Origin of the sequence: Nocardia sp. NPDC051911, assembly GCF_040681035.1 — a bacterium.
Classification (GTDB): domain Bacteria; phylum Actinomycetota; class Actinomycetes; order Mycobacteriales; family Mycobacteriaceae; genus Nocardia; species Nocardia sichangensis.
Genome location: NZ_JBFAXY010000014.1, coordinates 150987 through 171054 on the forward strand (window position 1 = coordinate 150987; position 20068 = coordinate 171054).

General features: G+C 69.6%; 18 protein-coding genes. 10 read left to right on the top strand and 8 right to left on the bottom strand.

What is annotated here, in order from left to right; genetic code table 11:
• The first annotated feature begins 535 nt into the window (after positions 1-535).
• The 7 genes from tkt to AB0L97_RS19500 all read left to right on the top strand — a co-directional run bounded on the left by tkt (position 536) and on the right by AB0L97_RS19500 (position 10011).
• Positions 536-2677, top strand: a complete 2142-nt coding sequence (gene tkt, locus AB0L97_RS19470) for a transketolase (protein WP_364431288.1) — start codon at positions 536-538, stop codon at positions 2675-2677.
• 6 nt (positions 2678-2683) lie between these two features.
• The gene (tal, locus tag AB0L97_RS19475; protein ID WP_355070783.1) at positions 2684-3820 is read left to right on the top strand and encodes a transaldolase; all 1137 of its coding nucleotides are present in this window, start codon (positions 2684-2686) and stop codon (positions 3818-3820) included.
• Positions 3821-3823: 3 nt separating this feature from the next.
• Positions 3824-5398, top strand: coding sequence for a glucose-6-phosphate dehydrogenase (zwf, locus tag AB0L97_RS19480; protein ID WP_355070781.1), 1575 nt, complete (start codon positions 3824-3826; stop codon positions 5396-5398).
• Complete coding sequence (opcA, locus tag AB0L97_RS19485; RefSeq protein WP_364431364.1) at positions 5395-6303, top strand: glucose-6-phosphate dehydrogenase assembly protein OpcA; 909 nt, start codon at positions 5395-5397, stop codon at positions 6301-6303. Before zwf ends, opcA begins: the two co-directional genes overlap by 4 nt.
• Positions 6296-7051 carry a 6-phosphogluconolactonase gene (gene pgl, locus AB0L97_RS19490; RefSeq protein ID WP_364431293.1) on the top strand — a complete coding sequence of 252 codons (756 nt, stop codon included), beginning with the start codon at positions 6296-6298 and terminating at the stop codon, positions 7049-7051. Before opcA ends, pgl begins: the two co-directional genes overlap by 8 nt.
• A 113-nt stretch (positions 7052-7164) precedes the next feature.
• The gene (locus AB0L97_RS19495) at positions 7165-9483 is read left to right on the top strand and encodes a thiamine pyrophosphate-dependent enzyme (RefSeq protein ID WP_364431296.1); all 2319 of its coding nucleotides are present in this window, start codon (positions 7165-7167) and stop codon (positions 9481-9483) included.
• A gap of 48 nt (positions 9484-9531) precedes the next feature.
• Positions 9532-10011, top strand: coding sequence for a hypothetical protein (locus AB0L97_RS19500; RefSeq protein ID WP_355070773.1), 480 nt, complete (start codon positions 9532-9534; stop codon positions 10009-10011).
• 9 nt (positions 10012-10020) lie between these two features.
• Here AB0L97_RS19500 and AB0L97_RS19505 read toward each other — a convergent pair whose 3' ends face one another.
• A complete protein-coding gene (locus tag AB0L97_RS19505) occupies positions 10021-10623 on the bottom strand; it encodes a hypothetical protein (RefSeq protein WP_355070771.1) in 603 nt (200 codons plus the stop codon).
• A 61-nt stretch (positions 10624-10684) separates the two neighbouring features.
• Positions 10685-11674 carry an alpha/beta hydrolase gene (locus tag AB0L97_RS19510; RefSeq protein ID WP_364431301.1) on the bottom strand — a complete coding sequence of 330 codons (990 nt, stop codon included), beginning with the start codon at positions 11672-11674 and terminating at the stop codon, positions 10685-10687.
• Between the two features lie 54 nt (positions 11675-11728).
• Between AB0L97_RS19510 and AB0L97_RS19515 the strand changes: the two genes are divergently transcribed.
• The gene (locus AB0L97_RS19515) at positions 11729-12583 is read left to right on the top strand and encodes an SDR family NAD(P)-dependent oxidoreductase (protein WP_355070768.1); all 855 of its coding nucleotides are present in this window, start codon (positions 11729-11731) and stop codon (positions 12581-12583) included.
• Here the strand turns inward: AB0L97_RS19515 and AB0L97_RS19520 are convergent, their stop codons facing one another.
• Positions 12584-13417, bottom strand: a complete 834-nt coding sequence (locus AB0L97_RS19520) for a LysR family transcriptional regulator (protein ID WP_364431305.1) — start codon at positions 13415-13417, stop codon at positions 12584-12586.
• Between the two features lie 69 nt (positions 13418-13486).
• Between AB0L97_RS19520 and AB0L97_RS19525 the strand changes: the two genes are divergently transcribed.
• Complete coding sequence (locus tag AB0L97_RS19525) at positions 13487-14620, top strand: YbfB/YjiJ family MFS transporter (RefSeq protein ID WP_364431308.1); 1134 nt, start codon at positions 13487-13489, stop codon at positions 14618-14620.
• Here AB0L97_RS19525 and secG read toward each other — a convergent pair.
• The 3 genes from secG to AB0L97_RS19540 are packed head-to-tail and all read right to left on the bottom strand — an operon-like array spanning position 14607 to position 17449.
• Positions 14607-14840, bottom strand: coding sequence for a preprotein translocase subunit SecG (gene secG, locus AB0L97_RS19530; protein WP_014351691.1), 234 nt, complete (start codon positions 14838-14840; stop codon positions 14607-14609). The genes AB0L97_RS19525 and secG overlap by 14 nt on opposite strands.
• 55 nt (positions 14841-14895) lie before the next feature.
• Positions 14896-16539, bottom strand: coding sequence for an MFS transporter (locus tag AB0L97_RS19535; RefSeq protein WP_355070761.1), 1644 nt, complete (start codon positions 16537-16539; stop codon positions 14896-14898).
• Positions 16505-17449, bottom strand: a complete 945-nt coding sequence (locus AB0L97_RS19540; protein ID WP_364431313.1) for an EamA family transporter — start codon at positions 17447-17449, stop codon at positions 16505-16507. The genes AB0L97_RS19535 and AB0L97_RS19540 overlap by 35 nt, the downstream gene beginning before the upstream one ends.
• A gap of 254 nt (positions 17450-17703) precedes the next feature.
• On the opposite strand from AB0L97_RS19540, the gene AB0L97_RS19545 reads away from it, so the two are divergent.
• A complete protein-coding gene (locus AB0L97_RS19545) occupies positions 17704-18486 on the top strand; it encodes an META domain-containing protein (RefSeq protein WP_364431316.1) in 783 nt (260 codons plus the stop codon).
• Between the two features lie 9 nt (positions 18487-18495).
• Here the strand turns inward: AB0L97_RS19545 and AB0L97_RS19550 are convergent, their stop codons facing one another.
• Entirely contained in the window at positions 18496-19143 is a 648-nt protein-coding gene (locus AB0L97_RS19550) for a DUF1579 family protein (RefSeq protein ID WP_364431319.1), read from the bottom strand.
• Between the two features lie 139 nt (positions 19144-19282).
• On the bottom strand, positions 19283-20068 hold the full coding sequence (tpiA, locus tag AB0L97_RS19555; protein WP_355070754.1) for a triose-phosphate isomerase: 786 nt from the start codon (positions 20066-20068) through the stop codon (positions 19283-19285).

The following is a 20068-nucleotide window of genomic DNA, read 5'->3' on the forward strand; positions in this document are numbered from 1 at the left end:
CCTTGCCCTCCCCTGTCCACGTCCTCGACTCGCGCGGAGCCGTGCGCACGCGCGACGCGGATTCCGCGCCGCGAAAAAAATTCGTCGACTCCACCGAACCCGGCGAACCCACCGCATGCCCCGCACCGCGTGGTGCGGCAACTTTCGCAACCGCACCGGGGCGTGCCACAAAGCAGGCGCTTGCTCAATACTTTCCCATCACACCGAACACGCGCCCTACGAGGGCGTTCACGACCCGTCACGCGTCACGCATGCGCGTGACGCGAGCGCCGAAGACACCCGGCCCACCCGTTCCGGCGCCCCTGGTGCAAGGCCGCCAACACACCGCCGCCGCAGTCGCGGCCTGTGCGAAACCACCTGCGAACGCGCAGCGCAACAGGCGGCGCGAAACCAACACAGGGTTAATGGTGTGCCGGTCACCGGGCACATCTAGGGTAAGTGGGTATACCCGGTTAGCACGCCGTAGCTGCCGCGCGATCATCGCCGTCAGAAACCCACCCGCCGTCGACGAACCAATGTCAGGAGAACCTCGGTCGTGTCGATCACAGACGACATCCGCGCCCTCACTCAGCCGAACCACCCGGACGACTGGACGGATCTGGACACCAAGGCTGTCGACACCATCCGGGTCCTGGCCGCCGAGGCGGTGCAGAACGCCGGAAACGGCCACCCCGGTACCGCGATGAGCCTGGCGCCGCTTGCCTACACGCTGTACCAGCGGACCATGCGCATCGACCCGAGCGATCCGAGCTGGGTCGGCCGGGACCGGTTCGTGCTGTCCTGCGGGCACTCCAGCCTCACCCAGTACATCCAGCTCTACCTGGCGGGTTACGGTCTCGAGCTGGACGACCTGAAGAACCTGCGCAAGTGGGGCTCGCTCACCCCGGGCCACCCCGAGTTCCGGCACACCGACGGCGTCGAGATCACCACCGGCCCGCTCGGCCAGGGCCTGGCGTCGGCGGTCGGCATGGCGATGGCGGCGCGTCGCGAGCGCGGACTGTTCGATCCCGCCGCCGCGCCGGGCACCAGCCCGTTCGACCACTTCATCTACGCCATCGCCTCCGACGGCGACCTCGAGGAGGGCGTCACCTCCGAGGCGTCGTCGCTCGCGGGCACCCAGCAGCTGGGCAATCTCGTCGTCATCTACGACGACAACAAGATCTCCATCGAGGACGACACCACCATCGCGTTCACCGAGGACGTCGCCGAGCGGTACGAGGCATACGGCTGGCACGTGCAGGTGGTCGAGGGCGGCGAAGACGTCGTCGCCATCGAGGCGGCGCTGGAAGCCGCCAAGGCCGAGACCGGCAAGCCCTCGATCATCGTGCTGCGCACCATCATCGGCTACCCCGCCCCCAGCAAGATGAACACCGGCACCGCCCACGGCGCGGCGCTGGGCGCCGACGAGGTGGCCGCCACCAAGAAGGTCCTCGGCTTCGACCCGGACAAGAGCTTCGACGTGGACCCGGCCGTCATCGAGCACACCCGCAAGGCCATCGAGCGCGGCCGGAAGGCGCACGAGCAGTGGCAGCAGTCGTTCGACGCGTGGGCCGCGGCCAACCCGGAGAACAAGGCGCTGTTCGACCGCCTCTTCGCGCGGCGCCTGCCGGACAACTGGACCGCGAATCTGCCCAGCTACGAACCGGATCCGAAGGGCATGGCCACCCGCAAGGCGTCCGGCAAGGTGCTCGCCGCGCTGGCGCCGGTGCTGCCGGAGCTGTGGGGCGGTTCGGCCGACCTGGCCGAGTCCAACAACACCACCATGCCCGACCAGCGCAGCTTCGGGCCGGAGTCGATCTCCACCGGCATGTGGAAGGCCGATCCGTACGGCCGCACCCTGCACTTCGGTGTGCGCGAGCACGCGATGGGCGCGATCCTCAACGGCATCGCCCTGCACGGCCCGACCCGTCCGTACGGCGGCACCTTCCTGGTGTTCAGCGACTACATGCGCCCGTCGGTCCGCCTGGCCGCGCTGATGCGCGTGCCCGCGATCTACGTCTGGACCCACGACTCCATCGGTCTCGGTGAGGACGGCCCCACGCACCAGCCGATCGAGCACCTCGCCGCGCTGCGCGCCATCCCGGGCCTGAACGTGGTCCGTCCCGGTGACGCCAACGAGACCACCTACGCCTGGCGCACCATCCTGGAGCGCGACAGCAGCGAGCACAGCTCGCACTTCTCGGTGTCCGAGCCGCCGCACCAGGACGGCCCGTCCGGGCTGGCGCTGACCCGCCAGGACCTGCCGATTCTCGAGGGCACCAGCTACGAAGGCGTCAAGAAGGGCGGCTACATCCTGGCCGAGGCGTCCACGGGCACACCGCAAGTGATCCTGATCGCCACCGGTTCGGAGCTGCAGCTCGCGGTCGCCGCCCGCATTACGCTGGAGGAGCAGGGCATCGCCACCCGCGTGGTGTCGATGCCGTGCGTGGAGTGGTTCGACGCGCAGGACAAGGCTTACCGGGACGAAGTGCTTCCGCCCGCGATCGCCGCGCGCGTCGTCGTCGAAGCCGGTATCGCGATGCCGTGGCACCGGTTCGCCGGTGACGCGGGCGAGATCGTGTCGATCGAGCACTTCGGCGCCTCCGCCGACTACAAGACCCTGTTCCGCGAATTCGGCCTCACTCCGGAAGCCGTCGTTGCCGCCGCGCAGCGCACGCTCGAGAACGTGAAGGGATAAGCGCTCATGGCTCAGAACGAGAATCTCGCCGCCCTCTCGGCGGCGGGAGTGTCCGTATGGCTCGACGATCTGTCCAGGGACCGGATCCAGTCCGGCAACCTGCTCGAGCTGATCGAGACCCGGTCCGTCGTCGGGGTAACCACCAACCCGACGATCTTCCAGGGTGCGCTCAGCCAGGGCCACGCCTACGACGGCCAGCTGAAAGAGCTTGCCGCGCAAGGTGCCGACGCCGACGCCGCGATCCGCACCATCACCACCGATGACGTCCGCGCGGCCTGCGACGTGTTCGCTCCGGTCTTCGAGGCGACCGGTGGCGTGGACGGCCGGGTCTCCATCGAGGTCGACCCCCGCCTGGCGTTCGACACCGACCGGACCGTCGCGCAGGCGGTCGAACTGTGGAAGATCGTCGACCGGCCCAACCTGTTCATCAAGATCCCGGCCACCGAGGAGGGCCTGCCCGCCATCGCGGCCGTGATCGGCGAGGGCATCAGCGTGAACGTCACGCTGATCTTCTCGGTGCAGCGCTATCGCGCGGTGATGGGCGCCTACCTGGAGGGCGTGAAGAAGGCCAAGATCGCCGGTCACGACCCGGCCAGGATCCACTCCGTCGCCTCGTTCTTCGTCTCCCGCGTGGATACCGAGATCGACAAGCGACTGGAGGCGCTCGGCACCGACGAGGCGCTCGCGCTGCGCGGCAAGGCGGGTATCGCCAATGCCCGCCTCGCCTACGCCGAGTACCAGGATGTGTTCGACGGAGGCAAGCACACCTCCACGTTCCTGAACCTGGCCTCCTCGGGCGCGAATCGGCAGCGTCCGCTGTGGGCGTCGACCGGCGTGAAGAACCCGGAGTACGCCGACACGATGTACGTCACCGAACTGGTCGCCCCCAACACGGTGAACACGCTGCCGGAGAAGACGCTCCAGGCGGTCGCCGACCACGGCGTGGTCTCCGGCGACACGGTCAGCGGCAAGGCGGCGGAGGCCAAGGACGTCTTCGATCGGCTCACCGCCGTCGGCGTCGACCTCGACGACGTGTTCGCGGTGCTCGAGCGCGAGGGCGTGGACAAGTTCGAGAAGTCCTGGGAGGAGCTGCTTTCCGCCACCGCCGACGAGCTGAAGTCGGCGTCGACCGGGAACGGCTGATCGATGGCCGGGGCAGCACCCGCGGATCGACCGGACGCGGTCGAATGGCAGAACCCGCTGCGGGACAAACGGGACAAACGGCTTCCGCGCATCGCCGGACCGTGCAGCATGGTCATCTTCGGCGTCACCGGTGACCTGTCTCGCAAGAAGCTGATGCCGGCCATCTACGACCTGGCCAACCGGGGGCTGCTGCCCCCGGCCTTCGGCCTGGTCGGTTTCGCGCGCCGCGACTACGCGGACGAGGACTTCGCGCAGGTGGTGCTGGAAGCGGTCAAGGCGCACGCGCGTACCCCCTTCCGTCAAGAGGTCTGGGACCAGCTCCTGGAGGGCATCCGGTTCGTCCAGGGCACCTTCGACGACGACGCGGCCTTCGACCGGCTCGCCGACACCTTGACCACGCTGGACAAGGAGCGCGGCACCGGCGGCAATCACGCGTTCTATCTGTCCATCCCGCCGAACATGTTCCCGCTCGTGCTCGACCAGCTCTGCGCGCACGGCCTGGCCCAGACCACCGGGCCCGACGCGGCGCGCAAGCCCTGGCGGCGAGTGGTGATCGAGAAGCCGTTCGGGCACGACCTGAAGAGCGCGCAAGAACTCAACGCACTGGTCAACGGCGTGTTCCCCGAGGAGCGGGTCTTCCGCATCGACCACTACCTCGGCAAGGAGACGGTGCAGAACATCCTGGCGCTGCGCTTCGCCAACCAGCAGTACGAGCCGATCTGGAACGCCAACTTCGTCGACCACGTGCAGATCACCATGGCCGAGGACATCGGCCTCGGCGGACGCGCGGGCTACTACGACGGCATCGGCGCCGCGCGCGACGTGATCCAGAACCACCTGCTGCAACTGCTGGCCCTCACCGCCATGGAGGAGCCGATCAGCTTCGAGCCCAAGCAATTGCAGACCGAGAAGATCAAGGTGCTCTCGGCGACCAGGCTCATCGAACCCCTGGACGACACCACCGCGCGCGGCCAGTACACCGAAGGCTGGCAGGGCAGCGAGCACGTGGTCGGGCTGTTGGAGGAAGAGGGCTTCGACCCGAACTCGAAGACCGAGACCTATGCCGCGATCCGGCTGGAGATCGACACCCGCCGCTGGGCGGGCGTTCCGTTCTTCCTGCGCACCGGAAAGCGGCTCGGCCGCAGGGTCACCGAGATCGCGGTGATCTTCAAGCGGGCGCCGCACCTTCCGTTCGACCAGACCATGACCGAGGAACTCGGACAGAACGCGCTGGTCATCCGGGTGCAGCCGGACGAGGGCATCACTACCCGGTTCGGCTCGAAGGTGCCGGGCTCCAGCATGGAGGTGCGCGACGTCAACATGGACTTCAGCTACGGCGAGGCGTTCACCGAATCATCGCCGGAGGCCTACGAACGCCTGATCCTCGACGTGCTGCTCGGGGAGCCGTCGCTGTTCCCGGTGAACGCGGAGGTCGAATTGTCTTGGCGCATCCTCGATCCGGTGCTCGACCACTGGGCGGGCGACGGCAGGCCGGAGCCGTACGAGGCGGGCACCTGGGGCCCGTCGTCCGCGGACGAGATGATCGCCCGCACCGGGCGGGAATGGCGGCGCCCGTGATCGTCGACATGCCCGACACCAAGACCAGCGAGGTCACCAAGCGCATCGTGCAGTTGCGCGAGAGCAACGGCGTGATCACCATGGGCCGCGTGCTCACGCTGGTGGTGTGCACGCTGGACAGCTCCGAGGCCGAGCACGCGATCGAAGCGGCGAACGAGGCCAGCCGCGAGCACCCCTGTCGCGTGGTGGTGCTCGCGCGCGGCGACCGGGAGGCCGCCACCCGGCTGGACGCGCAGATCCGGGTGGGCGGCGACGCGGGGGCGGCCGAGGTCATCGTGCTGCGGCTGCAAGGCGAACTGGTCAACCACGAGAGCAGCGTCGTCACCCCGTTCCTGCTGCCGGATACTCCGGTAGTGGCCTGGTGGCCGCGCGGAGCGCCGGAGTTCCCGTCGAAGGATTCGGTGGGCCGCCTGGCGGGCCGCCGCATCACCGACGCCACGTTCGCGGCCGATCCCCAGGCCGCGATCAAGAGGCGGCTGCAGTCCTATGCCAGCGGCGACACCGATCTGGCCTGGAGCCGGATCACCTACTGGCGGGCCCTGCTGGCGGCGGCCATGGACGAGCCGCCGTTCGAGTCGGTGGATTCGGTGACGGTGTCCGGGCTGCGCGACGAGCCCGCCCTGGACATGCTGGCCGGCTGGCTGGCCGCCCGGCTGGGCTGCCCGGTACACCGGCGCACCGGCCCGCTGCGGGTGGAACTGCATCGTCCCACCGTCTCCATCGCGATCGAACGTCCGCAGACCGGCCGCACCGCGACGCTGACCCGCACCGGCGAACCGGTGCAGCGAATCGCCTTGGCGCGCCGGGAGACTCGTGACTGCCTCGCCGAAGACCTACGCAGGCTGGACGCCGACGAGACCTACGCCGAGGCGCTGGCCGGAATCGAGAAGGTGATCTATGAGTGAGCACACCGATTCGCCGTTCCCCAGCGATACCGTCGAGGTGCATCTCGACACCGAGTCGCTGGTGGCCGCCGCCGCGGCCCGCTTCGTCTCCGTCGTCGTCGCCGCCCAGGCCGAGCGCGGCTCCGCGTCGGTGGTGGTGACCGGCGGCGGGACCGGCATCGCCCTGCTCGAGCAGGTGCGCAAGTCGCCCGGCGATATCGACTGGTCCCGAGTCGAGGTGTTCTGGGGCGACGAGCGTTTCGTGCCCGCGAACGACCCCGAGCGCAACGACCTGCAAGCCAGGCAGGCGCTGTTCGACCATGTACCGGTGGATCCGGCGCGGGTGCATCCGGTGGCCGTCTCCGACGGCGAGTACCCCGACCCGGTGGAGGCCGCCGCCGAGTACTCCGCCACCGTGCACGCCCACCTCGCCGAACACGGCGCGTTCGATCTGCACCTGCTCGGCATGGGCGGCGAGGGCCACGTGAATTCGCTGTTCCCGGATACCGACGCGGTGCGCGAAACCCACGAACTCGTCGTCGCCGTGACGAATTCGCCCAAGCCGCCGCCGGTCCGGGTGACATTGACCCTGCCCGCGATCCGCCGCAGCAGGCACGTCGTGCTGGTGGTCGGCGGCGCCTCGAAGGCCGAAGCGGTCGCCGCCGCCATCGGCGGCGCGGACCCGGTGGACGTGCCCGCGGCGGGAGCGACCGGTACGGACTCCACCACCTGGCTGCTCGATCAGGAGGCCGCGTCCGCGCTGCGCTGAGCGCTCGCCGCCACTCCTTCATCTCGTAAATTTGCACATCGCGGCCCTAGTTTTCCGGAAGAACACCGCCGGATAACGCCGCCGAGCGGCGAAGTTTACGAGATGATCGGTCGATGACCGAGCAGGCAGTGGATCTCGACGAGCGGTTCCGCACCGCCGTCGCCGCACTCGTCGCCCGCCCCGGCCGTCCGGCGGACCAACCGATCGCACCCGGCGGAGCGATCACCGGTGCGGCGTGCCTCGAGCTGTTCGAAGCGCAGGCGACGAGCAGGCATCTCGATCTCGCGGCACGCCGCCTCGGCAGCACCCGGCGCGGTTATTACAGCATCGGATCGTCCGGTCACGAGGGCAATGCCGCTGTAGCGGCGGCCCTGCGGGTCACCGATCCCGCCCTGCTGCACTACCGATCGGGGGCGTTCTTCGTGCATCGGGCCCGGCGCGTGCCTGGGCTCGACCCGATCCGGGACGTTCTGCTCGGGGTGGCGGCCGCGGCGGCGGACCCGATTTCCGGTGGCAGGCACAAGGTGTTCGGCAGCGCCGCGGCCAACGTCATCCCGCAGACCTCGACCATCGCCTCGCACCTTCCGCGCGCGGTTGGGCTGGCGTTCGCGATCGATCGCGCGGCCCGGCTCGGTGTCGCCGGTCCCTGGCCCGCCGACTCGGTGGTGGTGTGCAGCTTCGGTGACGCGTCGGCCAACCATTCCACCGCGGCCGGGGCGATCAATGCCGCGATCCACACCGCCGGTCAGGGAATCGCCATGCCCATCCTGTTCGTCTGCGAGGACAACGGCATCGGAATCAGCGTTCCCACGCCACCGGATTGGATCGAGCAGGCCTACGGCAGCCGCCCGGGCATGGCCTACTTCGCCGCGGACGGCTGCGCCGCCCTCGACGCGCTGAGCACCGCGAATACGGCGGCGCGGTGGGTGCGGGACCGCCGCGCGCCCGCGTTCCTGCGGCTGCGGACCGTGCGTCTGCTCGGTCACGCGGGATCCGATGTCGAAACCGCCTATCGCCGCCCCGCCGAGATCGCCGCCGATCTCGCCCGCGATCCGGTCGTGGCCACCGCACGGCTGCTGATCGAGTCCGGAGTGGCCACACCCGCCTGCGTGCTCGACCGCTATGCCGACATCGGCCACCGGGTCGCCACGGCCGCCGAACTCGCCTCGGCGGAACCGAAACTCACCTCGGCGGCGGCCGTGATCGCGCCGATCGCTCCCGCCCGCCCTGCGCTCGTGCGCGCCGACGCGCTGCGGACCGACCCCCTCCCACCCAACGAGCGCGAACACGCGGAGACCGAGGACACGATCGCGGGCCGCGGTGCACCGCAGCGCCGCAATGGCGCCGCGCATACCGAGCCGATGACCTTGGCGCAGGCGATCAACGAAACCCTCGCAAGCCTCCTGGCGCGCGATCGCGACCTGCTCGTCTTCGGCGAGGACGTCGGCCGCAAGGGTGGCGTGTACGGCGTGACGAAGGGTCTGCAGAAGACCTTCGGCGCGCGCCGGGTGTTCGACACCCTGCTGGACGAGCAGAGCGTCCTCGGCACCGCGCTGGGCTCGGCGCTGGCCGGGTTCGTGCCGATTCCGGAGATCCAGTACCTCGCCTACCTGCACAACGCCGCCGATCAGATCCGCGGCGAAGCGGCCACGCTGTCGTTCTTCTCCGACGGCCGTTACCGGAATCCGATGGTGGTGCGGATCGCCGGATACGCCTATCAAAAGGGTTTCGGCGGCCATTTCCACAACGACAACTCGGTGGCCGCGCTACGCGACATCCCCGGCGTCGTGCTCGCCTCCCCGGCCCGGGCCGACGACGCCGCGGCGATGCTGCGCACGTGCGTATCGGCGGCCCGCGTGGACGGCAGAGTGTGCCTGTATCTCGAGCCCATCGCGCTGTATCACACCCGCGACCTGCACCGGCCCGGCGACGACGGCTGGCTGGCACACCCGTCTCCGGCCGAGCACGCCGAAATCGGCCGCGCGCGCGTCTACGGCGACGGCCCCGACCTGACCCTGGTGAGTTTCGCCAACGGCGTGCCGATGAGCCTGCGCGCGGCGCGGCGCTTGGCCCGGCACGGAATCGACGCGCGCGTGTTCGACCTGCGCTGGCTCGCTCCCCTGCCGGTGGACGATCTGCTGCGCCACGCGCGCGCGACCGGGCGGGTCCTCGTCGCGGACGAGACCCGCCGCGGTGGTGGCGTGTCGGAGGCCGTGTGCGCCGCGCTGGTCGACGCCGGTTTCACCGGCCACCTCGGGCGCGTGACCAGCGAAGACAGTTTCGTGCCGCTGGGTCCGGCCGCCGCGACGGTGCTACTCGACGAGGACCGGATCGAAGCCGCGGCCCTCCGCCTGCTGAGCGACGCGACCAGCACGCGGCCTCGGCGCGCCGAGGCCCGGCATTCCCCGGAATTCGATTCGGCCGGGGAATAGTGGAAATACAGTGAGGACGACGGTGACCAGCAGCGGAAAGGACTCGCGATGACCACGATGTCCATGCTCGGCGAGGTACGACCGGAGCACGAGCACACGGCCGACGGCGACCTGGTGCTCTTGCACTACTTGCGGTCGTTCCACAAGCCCGTGCTGGACGTGTGGTCGGCGGCCACCGAACGGGGCCAGCTCGGCCGCTGGCTCGGCGCCGTCTCCGGCGGCAACGGCAACCTGACCATCGAGCTGTTCGACGGTCCCGTCCCCGGCCCGGTCGCGGTGCGCGTCGACCACTGTCAGGCGCCGCACGAACTGGTCGTGCACATCGACGGTTGCCTGCTCGAAGTCCGGATGACCCAGGTCGGCGTGGTCACCACCGTGGAACTGACCCGCCGCCACGTGAGTCCCGCCGACGCGGGCGCGATCGGTCCCCGCTGGCAGTATCTGCTCGACCGGCTCACCGCCTACCTCGACTACCAGCCGCTGCCGCGGTGGTCGGATTATCCGAAACTGGCCGGGGAATACCGCTAGGCCCACGGCTCAGTAGAAGAACCCGGCGACGCCCCAGCCGGGACGGGCCTGCGCCTCCCGGATCCACTCGACGCAGGACTCGATGGCGGCGAGTACCTCGTGGTCGACCTCCTCGCGCTGCGGTGGCGTGGTGGACTCCCACTGCACGAGCGCTTCCGCGCACTGCTCCGGCGTCCATTCGCCGTAGCCGGGCAACTCGTCGGGCTGCGGTAGCGACGGCGGCAGCGAGTGGTACATGAACGCGCGGACGCTGACCGCTTTGATGCCGAGCGTGGCCAAGCCGTCGTCGATGTGGTCCAGCCAGCGACCACGGAACGCCGAGAAGTAGCGGTTGTCCACGAACCGGCCGTAGAACTGGCAGATCGTCTGGTAGGCGTAGCCGTACTGGAAACCGTAGGCCGGGTCGAACGGGCCGCCGTCGATGACGGCGCGCACCGCCTCGTAGCGGGTGGGCGCACCGGCCGCGATCTCCTCGGCGAACCAGTCGTCGTCATGGGTGAGCTGGGCTTTGAACCGGCCGCCGATCATCCGCCGGAGCTTGTCGTCCCCGCACCCGATGGCGCCCTTGATCCGGTCCAGCTCGACGACGTAGATGCTCAGGCTATAACTCATTCACCGAACATTAGCGGTGCCCACCGACACCGAACGCCGCTGAGCCCGAACGCGTTTCGGCTCAGGCCGGAAGCCGGGCCGGATGCGCGGCCAGATGGGCGAGATGAGTGGTGAGCAACGCGTTCACCTGCTCGGTCCGCTCCAACTGGACGAGGTGGCCCGCGCCGCCTATCTCGGTCACCGCGCGCAGGTCGGTGACGTGCCCGCGCATGGTCGCCAGCGGATCGCGGCCGCTGAAACCTTCCATGTCGGGATCCCGGTCGCCATACAGGAAATAAGCGGGCGAGGTGACTTTCGCGTCCGCGTAGTCGGCGGTGAGCTCCCAGTTGCGATCCAAGTTGCGGTACCAGTTCAGTCCGCCGGTGAATCCGGTGCGTTCGAAATCCCGTGTCAGCACGTCCAGCTCGTCCGCGCCGAGCCAGCGCCACGGCAGCGCGGGCGCCTCCGGCAGCACGTCGAGATAACCGGTGCCCTCCGCCGGGAAACGCCAGGTGTCCAGGTAGTGATAGTCGGCGCTCAGCGCGTAGTACACGCGGGCGAGGAACTCCCGGGGACGTGCGCCGAGTTCCTCGTCCGCCGGGCCGGGGGTCTGGAAGTAGTGCAGGTGCAGGAAGTGCCGGGCCGCCGCCTTGGCCCACAGCTGCGACGGAGCACGCGGCGGGCGTGGCGCGAACGGATTGTTCAGGACGATGATGCCGCGCACCCGCTCCGGCGCGCGTAACGCCAGTTCCCACACCAGCGCCGCGCCGAAGTCCAAGCCGACGAACACCGCCTGCTCGGCGCCGATGTCATCGAGCAGAGCGAGCAGATCACCGCAGACCGCGCGATTGGTGTACTCCTCCGGATCGGCCGGGACATCGGTCTGTCCGTAACCGCGCAGATCCGGCGCGATGGCGCGGTACCCGGCCGCCGCGATCGCGGGCAGCTGGCGGTGCCAGATGTACCAGGTGTGCGGGAAGCCGTGGCAGAAGACCACCGGTTGTCCTGTTCCCTGCTCGGCGACGTGCATACGGACCCCGCCGGTCGTCACGAACCGATGCGTCAGCTCCACTCGGGCCTCCAAAGCCTAGAACACGTTATCGTTTCACGGTAATGTTCCGGTTTCGTGAGCGGAATACCCGAAAGGCTCGAAGGCAAGGTCGCGGTGGTCACCGGCGCCAGCCGCGGCATAGGCAAGGGCATCGCACTGGAGCTGGGCGCCGCGGGCGCCACGGTGTTCGTCACCGGCCGCTCGGCGGCGCAGGGACGGCTACCCGGCACCGTACACGCCACGGCCGCGGAAATCGATGCCGCAGGCGGGAGCGGCATCCCGTTCGTGTGCGACCACCGCGACGACGACGCGGTGGAGCGGCTGTTCGAGTTGATCCGCACCGAGCACGGCAGGCTGGACGTGCTGGTGAACAACGTCTACAACTCCCCCGCCGCGGCCCGCTGGCTGGGCAAGCCGTTCTGGGAGGTCCCGCCTGCGGCATGGGACGAGTCGTTCGACGTGGGCGTCCGATCCCATTACGTGGCAAGCTTTTTCGCCGCGCCGCTGTTGATCGAGTCGGGCGGGCTGATCGTCAATATCTCGTCGCCAGGCGCGCGCCGGTACATGCACAACGCGGTCTACGGCGTCGCGAAATCCGCCGTGGACCGGCTCACCGCCGACATGGCGCACAACCTCGCCGGTACCGAGGTCACCGTGGTCTCGCTCTGGCCCGGCATCGTGGACACCGAACTGCTGCAATTGGTTCCGGCCGGCACCGACGGCAGGCGGCTGGTCACGCTGCCCGGCGAGGGCACCTTCGATCTCGGCGACGCGCAGACACCGCGCTTCACCGGCCGCGCCGTCGTCGCGCTCGCCACCGACGCGGGGCGTCGCTCCCGCACCGGGTTGCCCTGGCCGGTAGCGGATCTCGCCGAGTACTACGGGTTCACCGACATCGACGGGCGCATTCATCGCGTCGACCGACCGTGATCAGAGCACCCCGAGAAAGCGCTGCACCGAGCGTGGCGGGACCGGCCTGGCGCGCCACGCCACGTACACGTGCGAGGGCGGCGCGTCGGGGATGTCCAGATAGACCACGCCGGGGTGCGGCGCCCTGGTGCGCGCCAGATCCGGCACCACGCCGATACCGCGATCGGCCGCCACCAACTCGATCCATTCGTCGAAGTTCGTACAGGTGATGACGACGCGATCCGGGTCGACCGGCTGCCAGGACGCCGCGTCGGTGGTGCCCGAGACGGTGTTGACCACCAGCGGCCGATCGGCCAGTTCCGACCAGGACAGGCGCGGCGCACTCGCCAGCGGCGAGTGGGTGGCCACCGCGAGCACCCGCCGTTCGGTCGCGATGATCCGCGACGCCAGGTGACGCGGTAGCCGGGCCTCCTTGCGATAGATGGCGATATCGACCGTCCGCTCATCGAGCGCGGCGAGCGGATCGTCCACGCGCCGTAGGGTGATCCGGCCGCCCTGTTCCTCGTAACGACGACGGGTCGCGGCGAACCAAGCGTCCGGCAGCAACCAGGAGAATCCGACGTCCAGCGTGGCGCGCGAACGCAGTTCCGCGGCGACCCCGTCGACGTCGGCCAGGATGCGGCGGGTGTGGGCCAGCAATTCGGCGCCCTCCGCGGTGAGCGCGAACCGCCGGGACGTGCGCTCCACCAACCGGCAGTCGACCGAGCGCTCCAGTTGCTGGATCGTCCTGGTCAAGGCGGGCTGGCTCAGGTGCAGCCGGGTCGCGGCGCGAGTGTAGTTCGCCTCCTCGCACAATGCGAGGTAGGCCCGCAGATGCCGCAACTCGATATCCATGCGTCGAGCGTATACATCGTGCGTGGAAAGCATTTCCGGAGCGCCGCCCTGCGCTCTTACGGTCGAACCGTGACCACTGTTGCCCTCGCCGCACCCCAGCGCCGCGGCCGCGCTACCGCGGTGGCCGCGGCATCCGGCCTGGCCGCCGCGATGGGGGTGGGGCGCTTCGTCTACACCCCCTTGCTACCGCTCATGGTCGACGCGCACCGCATCACCGCGCACGACGGCGCCTTGATCGCGACCGCGAACTACGCCGGTTATCTGCTCGGCGCGCTGCTGCTCACCTGGCGTCCGGCGCTGCACGACCGCAGGGTCTTCCTGGCGGCGGCAGCGCTGCTGATCGCGAGCGAGGCGCTGATGGCGGCGCCGGGGCCGATCCTGTTCCCCGCCGTGCTGCGCCTGGTCGCTGGCGTCGCCAGCGCGGTGATCTTCGTCGCTTGCGCCGGTTTCGCGAGCCGTCCCGGCAGCGGCAGGCAGTCGGCGGGAATAGTGTTCGGCGGCATCGGATTCGGCATCGCGTGGACCGGCCTGCTGGTGCTGGCGTTGCGGCCGGTGGTGTCCTGGCAGATGTTGTGGCTGGTCTCCGCGGCGCTCACCGCGGTCCTGCTGATGCCCGTGTGGCGCTTGGATCTTCGTCCCGGGCAGCGCGTCCCACGCGGTGCGGCACGCGGCTCGCGCGTCTGGCGCGCCCTGCTCGTCGCCTACTTCCTCGAAGGCCTCGGGTACATCGTGATCGGAACCTTCGCGGTGGCGGCGGTCAGCGCGGAACGCGGGCCGATGGCCGGCTCGGCGATGTGGATCGTCGTCGGCGCGGCAGCCTCGGTCTCGACCGTGCTGTGGAGCGTGGCCGCCCGGCGCTGGTCTTCGGCGCTGCTGTTACCCGTCGCGTTGGCGGCGCAATGCGTATCGGCCGTGCTCCCGGCCGTGTCCGGCGCGCTCTGGGCCGCGGTGACGGCGGCGGCCGTGTTCGGCGGGACGTTCGTCGGCATCGTCATGCTCGCGATGCGGGTCGGCGCCGAGTTGACCGATGGCGCCGCGGCGCCGCTGACGGCCGGTTACGGCGCGGGCCAGATCCTCGGCCCCGTGATGGTGGCCCCTGTGCTCGGGACGAGCTATTCCGCCGCGTTCGTCATCGCCGCGGTGGTGCTCGGCGCGGCGGCGCTGACGGCAGGAGCGGTGACCGCCGGGATCAGGCGAACTTGATCTCCAGGCCGATGCCGAGGATGGCGATCAGCCAGATGAGGCCGGTGAAGATGGTGACGCGGTCGAGGTTCTTCTCCACGACGGTGGACCCGGACAGGCTGGACTGCACGCCGCCGCCGAACAGGCTGGACAGACCTCCACCCTTGGCGCGGTGCAGCAGCACCAGCAGCACCAGCAGCACGCTGGTGATGATCAGGAGGATATCCAGGAACATCCGCATGCCGGACAGTGTATGCGGTCGATGCGACGGCACCGAATCAGGCACTCGGCGGGCGCTAGCGCCGGTCGACCGCGACCAGATGGGTGACCTGCTCCGCTTCGTCGGCGCGGAACTTCGCGACGGCCTCTTCCCGCAGCTGGTCCTGAGCGGTGAGCCGGACCTGGTGCTGGTGCATGTGCTCGGCCCAGGACCGCACGACGAACGCCTCGACATACCGGTCGATCACCCCGACGTCGCGATACAGGCGCCATTCCATCGCTCCGGTGCGTTGCCGGGACCGCCCGACGAAGGCCATGGCGGTGAGGAATTCCTCGACGCACCCCTCCGGGACGTCGTAACCGCGCAGGATCAGCACCGGGCCGTCGTCGGGATCGGGTTCGACCACCAGCTCGGGTTCCGGCCAGAACGCCGAAGGGGTGAGATCGAGCAACTCGGGATCGTTGCGGATGGGCAGCCACACCGTGCTCACCGCGCAGAACGCCAGCAGCCCGGCGGCCCACAGCAGCGCGGGCACCGAGCCGATCGCGCCTGCGACCACGCCCCAGACCAGCGAGCCGATCGCCTGCCCACCCATGAAGACCAGCAGATACACCGACAGCCCTCGGGCACGCACCCAGGACGGCAGCAGCAGCTGCATGGTCGAGTTCATGGTGGACATCGCCAGCAGCCAGGCCAGTCCCGCGAACACCAGCAGCAGCAGTACCACCGGCACGACGTGCAGCAGCGCGGTGCCCGCCGTGGCCAGTCCGAACAGGATCGCGGCGGTGGTCAACCGCTGTGTGGGGGTCAACCACGCGCGCAACCGTGACAGCGCCGCCGCGCCGAGGACCGCGCCGATGCCGAGGGCGCCGAGCATGAGGCCGTACCCGGACGACGACAGCCCGAGTTGATCCCGCGCGATCACCGGCAGCAGCGCCCACACCGCGCTGGCGGGTGCGATGAACAGGATCGAGCGCAACAGCACCCGGCGAATGGCGGGCGCCGCGCGGATGAACCGGGTGCCCGCCTGCAAGGCCGCCAGCGGACGCTCGGTGGGCAGGCGCCGATCGGTCGCGGGGCGGCGCCACACCGTCAGCACCGCGACGATGCCGACGAACGACACCGCGTTCAACCCGAACACCAGCGTCGGCCCGGACAGCGACACCAGCACACCGGCCAGCGCCGGACCCACCGCCCTTCCGATATTGATGTTCATGCTGCCCAGCGCCGACGCCGCCGGGATCTGCTCGCGCGGGACCAGTTCCGGCTGGATCGCCTGCCAGGCCGGTGCGGTCAGCGCCTGACCGCAACCGAGCAGGAACAGCAAGGTGAGCAGCACCGCCGGCGTGGTGTGCCCGGTCGCGGTCGAGACCGCGAGGACCATGGCCAGCACCGCCATCGCGGATTGCGCGCCGAGCAGCAGCCTGCGCCGATCCAGCAGGTCGGCGATCACGCCGGACGGAATGGCCAGCAGCATCACCGGAAGCGTGATCGCGGTCTGCACGAACGACACCAGCGCCGCCGCATTGGGCTGGTCGACCATGATCCACTGCGCGCCGACGGTCTGCATCCAGGTGCCCAGGTTCGACACCAATTGCGCCACCCACAGCGCCCGGTAGATCGGAGAACGCAGCGGCGCCCACGTGGAAATCGGGAGCGTCGCGGCGGTCGTCACTCGCCGAAGCTTAGTCGTGGGACAGACACCGCCCCGACGCCGCATCCGGCGCCTGTGCCGCCGGTCGTGCCTGGGTCGCCGCGAGCAGCACCGCGGCGATCAGCAAGGCGGCGCCCGCCAGTCCCGACGCGGTGAGGCGTTCGCCCAGGACCACCGCCGCCAGCACCGCCCCCGTCAGCGGCTCGAGCAGGGCGAGCACCGCGGCGATCCCTGGACCGGCCGCCGCCAGCCCGCGGAAGTACAGGGTGTAGGCCACCGCGGTCGGCGCCAGCCCGAGCAAGAGCACCAGCGCGACGCTGCGAGGCGTCAGGTCGAACGCCACACCGCTGGTAGCCGCGAGCGGAGCCAGCAACAGCGCGCCTCCGGTGAACCCGAGGCCCGTGGTGGTCATCGCGTCGAGCCCCGGTACCGGCGCCGCGTTGATCACGGTGACCGTCGCGAACGCCGCCGCGGCCGTCGAGGCGAGCGCCGCACCCGCCAGCAACCCGCCCGCGCCCGCGTGGCCGGTCGGCACGCCGACCAGCAGAGCCAGTCCGCAGAGGGCGATGCCGATGGTCGCCGCCCTGCGCCGGTCCACCGCACGCCTTCCGGTGCAGTGCTCGAGCACGGCGACGACCACCGGCGACATGCCGATCGTGAGCAATGTGGCGAGGCTCACCGACGACGCCGTCACGGCGCCGAAATAGGCGCCCTGGAAAACCGCAGCGAGTCCGGCCACCGCACCGATCCGCCGCCACGCCAGGGGATCTCGCGGCCACGGCCGCCGCGTTCCCGCGAGCAGGACCACCAGCAGCAGCCCGCCGACGGCGAGGCGGCAGGTGGCGACCGCGACGGGCGACAGGCCGGTGGCTCGGTGCAACAGCGTGCCGAGTAAACCGCCGGTGCCCCAAAGGATTCCGGCGCCGACGAGGTGGACCAGCCCGGAACGGCCGGCCGAGGATACAGATGAGGACATGAAGGATCGCGCTCCTGCGACAAAAGGGATGGGGTCGCGGAAGCGAGGTGCACGGCGATGCCGAGAAGCGCGCGCTCACCGATCGGTGGCGCGCTGGATACCTACACCTCGCTCAGGAGGCGCGCGGCGGGGTGATGGGGAAGCATCGGTGCACGGCACAGATGCTAGTACGAGTACGAGGCGTGGGGGCGAGTCATCGACGCCGCGACCGTCGAAATCCGGGTGCGACGGCGCATCATCGGTAGCATCGCCGCATGGTGGCACACTTGGCGCGGCTGGGACCCGTCGTCCTGCTCGCCCTCTGGGCGATCACCGGGTGCTCGAGCGGCGAACCGAAGCGGGGCGCCGACGAACCGACCCCGGCGGGCCGCACCTTCCTCTCGACCGATGTCCAGGGCGCTCCGATTCCCGGGGGCGGTCCGCTGACGCTCGGTTTCACCGACAGCCGCATCGCTGCGGACGCGGGCTGCAACAAGTTCACCGGCGCGGTCGCCTTCGACGACCACGTCCTCCACGTGTCCGGCCTGGCCACCACCCTCATGGCCTGCGAGGACGATCGGCACGGCGCCGACGAGTGGCTCAGCGGGCTGCTGAATTCCGAGCCCAGCTGGCGGCTCGAGGACACCCGGCTCACGCTGCACAGCCCCGATCGCACCGTGACTCTGCTCGACAAGAAGATCGCCCAGCCGGACAAACCGGTCGAGGGCACGCAGTGGCTGGTCACCGCGCTCATCACCGACAACAGCCAGGTCCGCTCACGCGCTCTCGACGAGGCGCAGCCGACGCTCGTCATCGCCGAGGACAACGGCGTCTCCGGCAACGCCGGATGCAACCGCATGACCGGCAGCGCCGAGGTGTCCGGCACCCGGATCACCTTCCGGATCGCCACCACGAAGATGATGTGCTCGCCGGAGGTGATGGAGGTCGAGCAGGCCGTTCTGAAAGCCCTGGACGGCAAGACCACCGCCACGGTGGACGCCGACACGCTTACCGTGCGCAACGACAACGGCGCGGGACTGGTCCTGCACGCGCAGTGAACGTGCCCGCTACTTCTTCCGCGTGAGTACCACGCGATCGGCGACCCGCTCCGCCTCGCCGGGCGGCGCGAAGTAGATCTCCATCACCACCCGATCGGCCGACTCCGGCCGGATCACCGTGCGCATAGGGATGGTCTTGCCGACGAACTGCGGCCCGAGCACACCGGGGTCGGTGAATTCCCCGGCCATGACGATATCGGTGTCGCCGCCACTGTTCTTCGCGCCCTTGTAACTCATCGTCATCGGCGTGACGCTGTCGACGGTCGTCCACTCGTAGCGGTTATCCGTCGGTGCGAATCCCAGCAAACCGAGCCGATAGTACGGCTTGTCGCCGAAGACTCCCGTCGCTTCCTCCCGCAGGAAATTGCCGCCGGTCTCGGCGATCCATACCCACCGCGAGACTATCTCGCTTCGGATCGGGTTCTCCGCCGTGCCGCCCGCGATGTAGGTCGACTTCTCGCCCTTCCACTCCCCCACGAGCTGGTTCAGCCTGCGGTGCCCGGCGTCCTGCTGCTGCGGCTGCACCGCTGCCGGGGTGGCCTGCGTCGCGTCTCGGTGGGCGTGATCGTCATGCGAGGCGTCCCCGGAACAGCCGGCGAGGGTGGCCAGCGCGACGAGCGCGACCGGGAGTGCGGCGTACAGCTTGCGTGCTATCACGGAAATCCTTGTCCGACTGGCGAATCGAGCTGCGTTATCATCGCATGGCCGGATGGCGCCCGCGGTTCACCGTTGGGAAACGCCGAACAGCCCGGCATCGCGGGAGCGGCGATACCGGGCTGTCGCGTGTAGCGCCGTATCAGGGCAGGGGGCCGCCCGCGGCGATGGCGGAGAGAGTGGCGAATTCGTCACCCTTGAGCGAAGCGCCGCCGACCAGCGCGCCGTCGATGTCGCTCTGCGCGACCAGTTCTCCGACGTTCTTGGCGTTCACCGACCCGCCGTAGAGCACGCGGACGCCCGCCGCGACCTCCGGCGAGGCGAGCTTCTCGAGTTCCCCGCGGATCGCGCCGCAGACCTCTTGCGCGTCGGCGGGGGTGGCGACCTTGCCGGTGCCGATCGCCCACACCGGCTCGTAGGCGATGACGACCTTCGAGATCTCTTCCGCCGTCAGGCCTTTCAGCGAACCGCGCAGTTGCTCGAGGTTGTACTCGACGTGCGTGCCCGCCTCGCGGACGTTCAAGCCCTCGCCGATGCACACGATCGGGGTGATCCCGTGCTTCAGCGCCTGCTTGGCCTTGGCCAGCACCGTGGCGTCGTCCTCGTTGTGGTACTGCCGCCGTTCGGAGTGCCCGACCACGACGAAGGCGCACCCCAGCTTGGCGAGCATGCTCGCGCTGATCTCGCCCGTGTAGGCGCCCGACTCGTGCACCGAGACGTCCTGGCCACCGTAGGTGAGCAGGAGCTTGTCCCCTTCGACCAGCGTCTGCACGCTGCGAAGGTCGGTGAACGGCGGGATCACCGCCACGTCCACCTTGTCGAAGTACTTCTCCGGCAGGGCGAATGCGATCTTCTGCACCAGGGCGATGGCCTCGAGGTGATTGAGGTTCATCTTCCAGTTGCCCGCGATGAGCGGTTTGCGTGCCAT

What these genes read in the sequence shown, in the direction of transcription:
- AB0L97_RS19505 (WP_355070771.1), bottom strand. Translation starts at nt 10,623, where the DNA reads ATGAGTTATAGCCTGAGCATCTACGTCGTCGAGCTGGACCGGATCAAG.
- pgl (WP_364431293.1), top strand. Translation starts at nt 6,296, where the DNA reads ATGAGTGAGCACACCGATTCGCCGTTCCCCAGCGATACCGTCGAGGTG.
- AB0L97_RS19540 (WP_364431313.1), bottom strand. Translation starts at nt 17,449, where the DNA reads ATGTCCTCATCTGTATCCTCGGCCGGCCGTTCCGGGCTGGTCCACCTC.
- AB0L97_RS19545 (WP_364431316.1), top strand. Translation starts at nt 17,704, where the DNA reads ATGGTGGCACACTTGGCGCGGCTGGGACCCGTCGTCCTGCTCGCCCTC.
- secG (WP_014351691.1), bottom strand. Translation starts at nt 14,840, where the DNA reads ATGCGGATGTTCCTGGATATCCTCCTGATCATCACCAGCGTGCTGCTG.
- AB0L97_RS19535 (WP_355070761.1), bottom strand. Translation starts at nt 16,539, where the DNA reads ATGCGGCGTCGGGGCGGTGTCTGTCCCACGACTAAGCTTCGGCGAGTG.
- AB0L97_RS19495 (WP_364431296.1), top strand. Translation starts at nt 7,165, where the DNA reads ATGACCGAGCAGGCAGTGGATCTCGACGAGCGGTTCCGCACCGCCGTC.
- zwf (WP_355070781.1), top strand. Translation starts at nt 3,824, where the DNA reads ATGGCCGGGGCAGCACCCGCGGATCGACCGGACGCGGTCGAATGGCAG.
- AB0L97_RS19520 (WP_364431305.1), bottom strand. Translation starts at nt 13,417, where the DNA reads ATGGATATCGAGTTGCGGCATCTGCGGGCCTACCTCGCATTGTGCGAG.
- tpiA (WP_355070754.1), bottom strand. Translation starts at nt 20,068, where the DNA reads ATGGCACGCAAACCGCTCATCGCGGGCAACTGGAAGATGAACCTCAAT.
- tal (WP_355070783.1), top strand. Translation starts at nt 2,684, where the DNA reads ATGGCTCAGAACGAGAATCTCGCCGCCCTCTCGGCGGCGGGAGTGTCC.
- AB0L97_RS19500 (WP_355070773.1), top strand. Translation starts at nt 9,532, where the DNA reads ATGACCACGATGTCCATGCTCGGCGAGGTACGACCGGAGCACGAGCAC.